Source organism: Lactimicrobium sp., assembly GCF_036453465.1.
GTDB lineage: Bacteria > Bacillota_I > Bacilli_A > Erysipelotrichales > Erysipelotrichaceae > Bulleidia.
Genome location: NZ_JAZHUW010000001.1, coordinates 125,353 through 134,416 on the forward strand (window position 1 = coordinate 125,353; position 9,064 = coordinate 134,416).

Genomic DNA, 9,064 nt, shown 5'->3' on the forward strand with positions numbered 1-9,064 from the left:
TCAGCGGGGAAGCCCCGCTTTTGTTTCAGGAGGTAATCTATGCGTACAGGCTACACAAACTGCTGTATCAAAGATCAGAAAAACATGGCATTCCTTGTCGAAGATGGAAAGATTCTTGCCATTGGCTCCGCGCAGGATGCCCGCATGCAGGAAGCACTTGCCAATGCGGATGAACATGTTGATCTGCATGGCCTGGAAGTTTTACCGGGAAAAGCAGACGGGCATGTACACCTGCTGCAGATGGGCCGCAATGCCCTCAGTGTTGACTGCTCTGCCGGTGCCGCTGACCGGCTTGCCAATGCACCCCGCAGCCAGGCATGGCTGTATGGTGTCAACTGGGATGGCAATAGCGAAACCCTCAGCCGCACCGTTCTGGATGAAGCTGTCAAAGACAGGCCGGCGGTTGTTTTAAGCAAAGACGGACAGGTTATGGCGCTCAACAGCGCTGCTTTGCATGCATGTGCTATTGATGAAAATACAAAAGTGGAATCCGGCAGTATCGATGCCGAAAAGGGCATTGTCAGACAGACAGGTGTTGATCTGGTCCGTCAGGCCATGCCGGCACCGGATACAGAAGAAATCAAAACATGGCTGCTGAAGGGCATGGAGCTTGCGTCGGCCCAGGGCATTACCGCCGCCGGCAGTGAGGATTTTCTGTCTACCAATGAGTCCTATCAGGATATCCTGACTGCCTATGAACAGCTTTCCTACCAGCAGAAAATGAAGATCCGGGTATCAGAACTTGTTTCGTTCTGTCAGATCGAAGATTTCGCATCTTTTCTGGATGAAGGATACAGCTATGATGTCGGCAATGATTTCTTTAAGATCGGCGCTTTACTGCTGAAACTGGATGATGTGTCTGACAAAGAACTTCGCTATGACGATGCCACTGTGCAGCTGTATGTACAGATGGCAAACCGCTTCAATACACCCGTCTGGTTTGATGCAGCATCTTCCGGGGGCATTGATCAGGCCCTGGATGTGCTGAAAGAGGAAATGTATCCAGACAACCCGCTGCAGGATGCCATTCTTGTTCATCGTGCACCATCGGCTGCTCAGCTGGCCAGAATCCAGAAAGCAAAGATTGTTCTTGGCATCAGCGGTTTTCTGCCGGAACGTGCAAGCAGTCTCTTCTATGGCTCTGATCAGCCATTTGCACCTGTGCTGTCTTACAGCAGCTTTCTAAGCGGCAACACGCAGAAACGGCTTGGCTTTACAGGCAGCCTGAAAGAAGCAGATCCTGCCGACTTTTATGTGGTGGATGAAGGCAGAGTGATGATGACGGTTGTCAATGGTGAAGAGGTATACAGAAGATGATCAGACCAATCCAGAAGGAAGATATCCCGGCTGTACTTGATATTTACAACTGGTATATCCTGCATACAAATATCACGTTTGAAACAGAAGAATTGACATTAGAAGCTTTTACACAGCGCGTGGAAGCCATCACCAGCCGCTATCCGTGGATTGTGATGGAAGAGGATGGCGTGATCAAAGGCTATGCCTATCTTGGCACGTTCAATCCCCGGGCAGCCTATGACTGGACCGCTGATCTTTCCATCTATCTGGACCATGAAGAAAGAGGACATGGCCTTGGCACACTGCTGATGGATGCCATCCTGCAGGAAGCACAGCAGGAAGGGTATTACCAGATCGTTTCGATTGTGACTTCTGGCAATACCGCATCAGAGCATCTTCATGAAAAGTGTGGGTTTGTACGCAAGGGCAGACTGGAAAATACCGGCTATAAAAACGGCAAGTGGCTTGGCATCACGTATTATATGAAGACACTGCGTGCAGCTGAAGGTGCACCATGTGCAATACAGTATAAAAAAGAGAGGGAAGGAAAATGAAAACAGTCTGGGACAAATTGAATGACACAGAAAAGGAGAATCTGACATCCTTCAATGAGGATTACCGCCAGTTTCTCAGCCGTGCCAAAACGGAACGTGAATTTACAAGTGAAAGTGAAAAGCTGGCCAAAGCAGCTGGCTTTGTGCCGCTGAAAGAAGTCAGAGAACTGAAAGCCGGCATGAAGGTATATGAGATCAACCGCGGCAAGAATATCATGCTGTTTGTGATGGGCAGACAGCCTGTCAAAGCCGGCATGAATATTCTGGGTGCCCACATTGATTCACCGCGCCTGGATATCAAACAGAAGCCATTATATGAAAAGGATGGCCTGGCACTGCTCGATACCCATTACTATGGCGGTATCAAGAAATACCAGTGGACATGCCGGCCGATGGCCCTGCATGGTGTTGTCTGTAAGAAAGATGGCACTGTTGTGCCGGTTGTGATTGGTGAAGATCCCAAGGATCCGGTCATCGGTGTGACGGAAATCCTGGTCCATCTGGCTGCTGAGCAGATGAAAAAGACAGCTGCCGAAGCAGTGGAAGGTGAAAACCTCGATCTGCTGGTGGGCTCCATAGCCAAAAAGGATGAAAAAGAGGATGCCGTCAAGGCAAACATCCTGTCTTTGCTGAAAGAAAAGTATGACATCGAGGAAGATGACTTCCTGTCTGCAGAACTGGAATGTGTACCGGCAGGGGAAGCACGTGACTTTGGCTTTGACCGCTCCATGATCATGGGCTATGGCCATGATGACAAAGTATGTGCTTATACATCCCTGCGTGCCGTTCTGGATGAAAAAGAGGTACCTGAGCGTACTTCCTGCTGCATTCTTGTCGACAAGGAAGAAATCGGCTCGGTTGGTGCAACCGGCATGCAGTCCCGCTTCTTTGAGGATGTTACCGCCAGAATGCTGGACCTGCAGGGAGATACACGGATTGTGGATCTCAATGATGCGCTGCAGAACAGCCGCATGCTGTCAAGCGACGTCAGTGCTGCCGTCGATCCTCTGTATGAATCTGTCTTTGACATGAAGAACGCAGCTTTCCTGGGGCAGGGTATCTGCTACAACAAATATACCGGTGCCCGCGGCAAGTCAGGCTCCAATGATGCCAATGCCGAATACTTTGCCAAAGTGCGCAGAGTGATGGATGACAATCAGGTGATGTTCCAGACATGCGAGCTTGGTGCTGTTGACAAGGGCGGCGGCGGAACAATCGCCTATATCCTTGCCAATCTGAACATGGATGTTGTTGATGCCGGCATTGCCGTTGAAAACATGCATTCTCCGGCAGAGATTGTTTCCAAGGCAGATGTCTATGAGGCATACCGTGCCTATCAGGCATTCCTGAAGGACATGGATTGATTCATCAGCTGTAACAGGGCCGCTGTGGGATTCCCACGGCGGCTTTTTGCATGAAAAAAGCATTGCTGTTACACAATGCCGTTTTCTTATCTTTCATCCAGGCTCTTGTAGTCCTGATGGGCAGGACCAACATACTTATAAGCAGGACGGATAATGCGGTTGGCAAATTCAACTTCCTCCATCCGGTGGGCACACCAGCCGCCAACTCTTGCTAAAGCAAAGATCGGTGTATACAGCACTTCATCAATGCCAAGCATCCGGTAGATCAGACCGGAATACAAGTCAACATTGGCACATGTATGCATGGACTTTCCTTTTTCTTCCTGCATGACTTCCGGAGCCAGCTTTTCAATCATGCAAAGCATGTCATATTCCTTCTGATGCCCGGAAACACCAGCCAGATGGCCGCTGTATTTCTTTAAAATCTGAGCACGGGGATCGGAAAGGGTATAGACGGCATGGCCGATGCCATAGATCAGACCGCTGCCATCACCGGCTTCACGATGCAGAATCTTCTTCAAAGCCTCTTTGACACTGGCATCACTGCCTGGATCTACGCCTGCTGACAGCAGTTGATCCAGCTGCTTCATCACCCGCAGATTGGCACCGCCATGGCGCGGTCCTTTCAGGGCACCAATGGCCGCCGCAATGGCACTGTAGGTGTCTGTCAGCGTACTGGAGACAACCCGGTCAGTAAAGGTGGAATTGTTGCCGCCGCCATGATCCGCATGGCAGATCAGGCACAGATCCAGCAGGCGTGCTTCTTCATGGGTAAACTGCTGATCGGCACGGTAGGTGGACAGAATGTGCTCTGCCGTAGACTGACCACTGCGGGGATAATGAAAATACATAGACTGGTGCAGATAGACATGGCGGAACGCCTGATAGGCATAGACCATCATGATTGGCAGTTCAGCAATCAGATTGATCGACTGGCGGACAATATTCTCCAGTGAGGTATCTTCGGCATTTTTATCATAGGCATACATGGCCAGCACACTGCGTGCCATCTTATTCATGATATTGGGAGACGGCGCACTCATGATCATCATTTCCGCAAAGCCATCCGGCAGTTCCCGGTGGCTTTCCAGCAGGTGCTGGAAGAATGCGAGTTCTTTCTTTGTCGGCAGGGTGCCAAGCAGCAGCAGCCACAGTACTTCTTCAAACATGAAGCGGTCACTTCTGACAGCTTCATTGACAATATCATTCAGATCAATGCCGCGGTAGATCAACCGGCCGTTCTGCGGGACGATATTTCCATCCGAATCCCTTGTATAGCCCTGTACATCGCAGATATTGGTCAGTCCGGCCAGTACGCCGGTGCCGTCCGCATTGCGCAGTCCACGTTTGACGCCAAGTTTTTCGGACATCTCAGGATCAATAAAATTTGCTTTCCGATAGGCATCACACAGGATCTTTAATTGTTCATCTGTCAAAGCAGGTGTATTTGGATAGATCATTTTTCGCCCTCCCCATTTATTACATTTTATTTCAGAAAAAGATTGCGTCAAGAGCATGAAAATTCCTGTAACACGTGAAAAGAGAGTAAGATAAACAAAGAAAAGCGAGGGTGACGGTAATGAAAGTCATTTTGATTCCCGGTGACGGGATTGGACCTGAGATTGCACAGAGTGTGCAGACGGTTTCAGATGCCCTGCAGACAGGCATCGTTTTTGAAACCTATCTGGCAGGTGCAGATTATTATCAGCATAGTGGAAAGCTGATGCAGGATGGCCTGTATGATGCCATCGAAAAAGCTGGCTATGCCCTGAAAGGACCGACGGCAACGCCGATCGGCACTGGATTCCGCTCGATCAATGTGCAGATCCGCCAGCATTTTTCTGCTTATGCCAATCTGCGTCCTGTCCATAACATGCCTGGTGTAAAGACAAGATATAACAATGTAGACCTGGTGATTGTCCGTGAAAATACAGAAGATCTGTACCGCGGCATTGAATATATGTATGATGCGGATACTGCCCATGGCATCAAGGTGATTACCAGAGAAGGATCACAGCGTATTGCCCGCTTTGCCTTTGAATATGCCCGCAGCCATCACCGCCATAAGGTGACATGTGTACATAAGGCAAACATCATGAAGCTGACCGACGGTATGTTCCGCGAGGCATTCTATACAGCCGCAAAGGACTATCCGGATATTGAAGCCAACGATGTGATCGTCGATGCCTTCTGCATGAAGGTTGTCACAGATCCATCCCAGTTTGATGTGGTCGTCAGTGAGAATCTGTATGGCGATATCATCAGTGACCTGTGTGCCGGTCTTGTCGGCGGTCTTGGCTTTGCCCCAAGTGCCAATATTTCTGATACAGTCAGAGTCTATGAAGCCGTCCATGGCTCTGCACCGGATATCGCCGGTAAGGATCTTGCCAATCCCTGTGCCATCCTGATGGCGCTGGGAATGCTGCTGGAAGATGTCGGCATGCAGGATAAAGCAGATCTTTTGAACAAGGCGATGACAGATCTGCTGGAAGAAGGCACATACCGTACAAAGGATCTGGGCGGCAATGCTGGTACAAAAGCCTTTACCAGAGCACTTGCAGAAAGGATTGAGAGTGAAAAATGAAACTGATTGACAAGGGAGTTGTCATTGAAAATGGAAAGCCGGTGATCAAACAGCCGCAGGATCTTAAAGCCGCAGCGGATAAGACAATTGCCGCCCGTATTCTGCATGCCCATGATGATCATGAAGATCCATCACTGCTGCACATCCGCTTTGATTCGCTGACATCCCATGATATTACCTACGTCGGCATCATTCAGACAGCCCGTGCCTCCGGCATGAAGAGCTTCCCGATGCCGTATGTACTGACCAACTGCCACAACACACTGTGTGCAGTCGGGGGAACCATCAATGAGGATGACCACCAGTTTGCTTTATCTGCTGCCCATAAGTACGGCGGCATCTATGTACCGCCGGGAATGGCAGTCATTCACAGCTATAACCGTGAGATGATGACAGCCTGCGGCAGGATGATCCTGGGATCTGATTCCCATACAAGATATGGTGCCCTTGGCACGATGGGCATCGGCGAGGGCGGCGGTGAACTGGCCAGACAGCTTGTCAACTGCCGCTATGAACTGAAGATGCCGGAAGTGGTGCTTGTCTATGTCCATGGCAAAGTAAAGCCAGGCATCGGCCCGCATGACGCTGCTCTGGCAATCTGCGGGGCTGTGTATGCCAATGGCTTTGTCAAAAACAGAGTCATGGAATTTGCCGGACCCGGCATTACTTCTTTATCACAGGAATTCCGCAATGGCATCGATGTCATGACCACAGAAACAACCTGCCTGTCTTCGATCTGGGAAACCGACGATAAAACGGCAGATTACTTTGCAAGGCATGGCCGGCCGGATGCCTATGCACCATTGCGCATCGAAGAGGGCGCATACTACCAGCGCTGCATTGATATAGATCTAAGCGAATTGCAGTCCATGATTGCACTGCCGATGCATCCATCCTATGCACTGCCGATCAAAGAACTTAAACGCGATCCTTACAAATATCTGCAGGAAGCACAGGACCGTGCCAACAAGCAGCTCAATGGCGGCGTGAAGATGGATCTGGTGTCTCATATTGATGAGCAGGGCAGAATCCATGTGGATCAGGGCATCATTGCCGGCTGTTCCGGCGGTACCTATGAAAACATCTATGAAGCTACTGAGATTCTGGCCGGCCATGATACCGGCTGCGGAGAATTCCGTCTTTCTGTCTATCCGGATTCCATGCCGGTCTATAAGGGACTGGTTGAAAATGGTGCCGTGGACAAGATCATTACCGCCGGCGGCATCTTCCGTGAGGCCTTCTGCGGACCATGTTTCGGTGCCGGTGAGACACCAGCCAATGGTGAATTCTCGATCCGCCATACAACCCGCAACTTCCCGAACCGCGAAGGTTCCAAGCCAACGGAAGGACAGATTGCCTCTGTTGGCCTGATGGATGCCCGCTCCATTGCCGCAACCGCAGTGCACCAGGGTATCCTGAGTGCAGCGGATGAAGAAGTTTCATCTGCACCTGTGATTCAGCCATATGTATTTGATGGCTCCATCTATACAAAACGTGTCTACAACGGCTGGCAGAAAGCAGATCCTGCATACAAGCTGCGCTTTGGACCAAACATCAAAGACTGGCCGGAACAGCCGTCATTGAAAGACAGCCTGCTTGTCAAAGTTGTCAGCCACCTGGATGATCCGGTTACCACAACCGATGAGCTCATTCCCAGCGGTGAAACATCATCTTTCCGCTCCAATCCGGAACGTCTTGCCCAGTTCACACTGTCTAGACGTGATCCTGACTATGTCGATCAGGCAAAACAGATCAGGCAGATCAGAGATGATGTATCGGCACCAGAGATCCAGATGGTGCTTTCTGCCTTTGCTCAAAACGGTATCCATACAGATCCGGCACAGTTGAGCATTGGCTCTGCCATCTATGCCAGAAAGCCGGGAGATGGCTCTGCCCGTGAACAGGCTGCCTCCTGTCAGAGAGTATTGGGCGGTGCTGCCAACTTTGCCAGAGAGTATGCAACCAAGCGCTATCGTTCCAACTGCATCAACTGGGGCATGATTCCGTTTTTAACAGAAGAAGGAGAGCAGCTGCCGAAAGGAAGCTGGGTATTGATCACAAATGTCCGTGAAGCACTGCTGCAGGATCTGCCATACAAAGCATGGGTATATCAGGATGGCAAAGTACAGCCGCTGCATCTTACAACTGGTGATCTCAGTGAAGATGAAAGGGAAATCCTGGCAGATGGCTGTTTGATCAACTACTACCGCAGTCTTCATGAAAAACGGCTCAATCCCAAAACGTGTTGATATGATGAAGCCCTGTGGGGCAGAGATATAGTACGAATACAAAAAAGGATCTCGTATAATTGTGTGTGCCCAAACATACAAAATAGGAGATCCATATGAATGTTAACACACAGCCGCTTATTCAGGAAGAATTGCTTGATACAAGATCAGAAGATCTTCGAGCTGATGCCCATGATCTGATTGATTCGCTTTCTGATGTACAGCTCCAGAGTGGCATTTTAACATTCTCATCCGGTCTGCCTTCCTTTACCCAGGTTGGCATGCCTGAAACGGCCATTAAAGAAGTCTCTGTGGGTACATCATCCCGACCTGCCAAACGCAAAGTCACTGAATACTTCTTTAAGGGAAAGATGAATCATCTTAACGGACAGCCGATCTACTGCAGCTGCTGTGGTCAGGAAATGGTGTATAACGGCACATCCGAGGTTGACTTGAAGCACATTCCTATGGGAGGTACCTATACCCATATCGTTGTATCCAAGCAGAGAGTACTCTGCCAGAATAAGAACTGTCCGGTCAGCACTTATACAGAACCAGTAGATTTCAAGGCTCAGGGGCATCTGATTACAGCTGCTCTTGAGAACTATACATGCGATCTGCTTCGCTTTGGACTGACAATGAAGGAAATATCCATCATTACCGGTTTAAGCAAGAATACAGTCAAGGAGATCGATAAGAAGCGTCTTCAGGAATTGTATACCGTTAATGGTGAAGGCAAGGAATTGAAGAAGCCTTCAGAATACGCGGAGTATCTTGGCATTGATGAATTCCTTCTTCATAAAGGCCATAAATACGCCACATTGATCATGGACATGAAGAGCGGACATGTGCTGTACCTTGCCTATGGCAAGAAGAAACAGGCTGTATATGACTTTATTGACTGGATCGGCATCGACTGGATGAAGAACGTGAAGGCCGTGGCCTGTGATATGAACAGTGACTTTGAAGAAGCTTTTAAGGAACGTTGCGATTGGCTGGATATTGTCTATGACCATTTCCATCTGGTCAAAAACT

General features: G+C 49.5%; 7 protein-coding genes. 6 read left to right on the forward strand and 1 reads right to left on the reverse strand.

Translation table 11 applies throughout. The annotated features are described in order from the left end of the window. Positions 1-39 precede the first annotated feature (39 nt). From SOI44_RS00730 to SOI44_RS00740, 3 genes are read left to right on the forward strand one after another with little or no spacing between them, the layout of a single operon-like run. A complete protein-coding gene (locus tag SOI44_RS00730) occupies positions 40-1,317 on the forward strand; it encodes an amidohydrolase family protein (RefSeq protein WP_331347335.1) in 1,278 nt (425 codons plus the stop codon). After that, positions 1,314-1,853 carry a GNAT family N-acetyltransferase gene (locus SOI44_RS00735; RefSeq protein ID WP_331347336.1) on the forward strand — a complete coding sequence of 180 codons (540 nt, stop codon included), beginning with the start codon at positions 1,314-1,316 and terminating at the stop codon, positions 1,851-1,853. Before SOI44_RS00730 ends, SOI44_RS00735 begins: the two co-directional genes overlap by 4 nt. Beyond that, positions 1,850-3,217 (forward strand): aminopeptidase, encoded by a 1,368-nt coding sequence (locus SOI44_RS00740; protein ID WP_331347337.1) that lies wholly within the window; start codon positions 1,850-1,852, stop codon positions 3,215-3,217. Before SOI44_RS00735 ends, SOI44_RS00740 begins: the two co-directional genes overlap by 4 nt. An 86-nt stretch (positions 3,218-3,303) precedes the next feature. Here SOI44_RS00740 and SOI44_RS00745 read toward each other — a convergent pair whose 3' ends face one another. After that, positions 3,304-4,677 (reverse strand): citrate synthase, encoded by a 1,374-nt coding sequence (locus SOI44_RS00745; protein ID WP_331347338.1) that lies wholly within the window; start codon positions 4,675-4,677, stop codon positions 3,304-3,306. Positions 4,678-4,796: 119 nt separating this feature from the next. Between SOI44_RS00745 and SOI44_RS00750 the strand changes: the two genes are divergently transcribed. The 3 genes from SOI44_RS00750 to SOI44_RS00760 all read left to right on the forward strand — a co-directional run. Beyond that, positions 4,797-5,801: an isocitrate/isopropylmalate dehydrogenase family protein gene (locus SOI44_RS00750; protein ID WP_331347339.1), complete on the forward strand. Its 1,005-nt coding sequence runs from the start codon at positions 4,797-4,799 to the stop codon at positions 5,799-5,801. Next, positions 5,798-8,050 (forward strand): hydratase, encoded by a 2,253-nt coding sequence (locus SOI44_RS00755; RefSeq protein WP_331347340.1) that lies wholly within the window; start codon positions 5,798-5,800, stop codon positions 8,048-8,050. The genes SOI44_RS00750 and SOI44_RS00755 overlap by 4 nt, the downstream gene beginning before the upstream one ends. A 95-nt stretch (positions 8,051-8,145) precedes the next feature. Continuing rightward, a partial coding sequence (locus SOI44_RS00760) for a transposase (RefSeq protein ID WP_331347341.1) occupies positions 8,146-9,064 on the forward strand: 919 nt, incomplete at its 3' end.

Coding starts and splice junctions, on each gene's coding strand:
- SOI44_RS00740 (WP_331347337.1), top strand. CDS start 1,850: ATGAAAACAGTCTGGGACAAATTGAATGACACAGAAAAGGAGAATCTG.
- SOI44_RS00755 (WP_331347340.1), top strand. CDS start 5,798: ATGAAACTGATTGACAAGGGAGTTGTCATTGAAAATGGAAAGCCGGTG.
- SOI44_RS00735 (WP_331347336.1), top strand. CDS start 1,314: ATGATCAGACCAATCCAGAAGGAAGATATCCCGGCTGTACTTGATATT.
- SOI44_RS00745 (WP_331347338.1), bottom strand. CDS start 4,677: ATGATCTATCCAAATACACCTGCTTTGACAGATGAACAATTAAAGATC.
- SOI44_RS00750 (WP_331347339.1), top strand. CDS start 4,797: ATGAAAGTCATTTTGATTCCCGGTGACGGGATTGGACCTGAGATTGCA.
- SOI44_RS00730 (WP_331347335.1), top strand. CDS start 40: ATGCGTACAGGCTACACAAACTGCTGTATCAAAGATCAGAAAAACATG.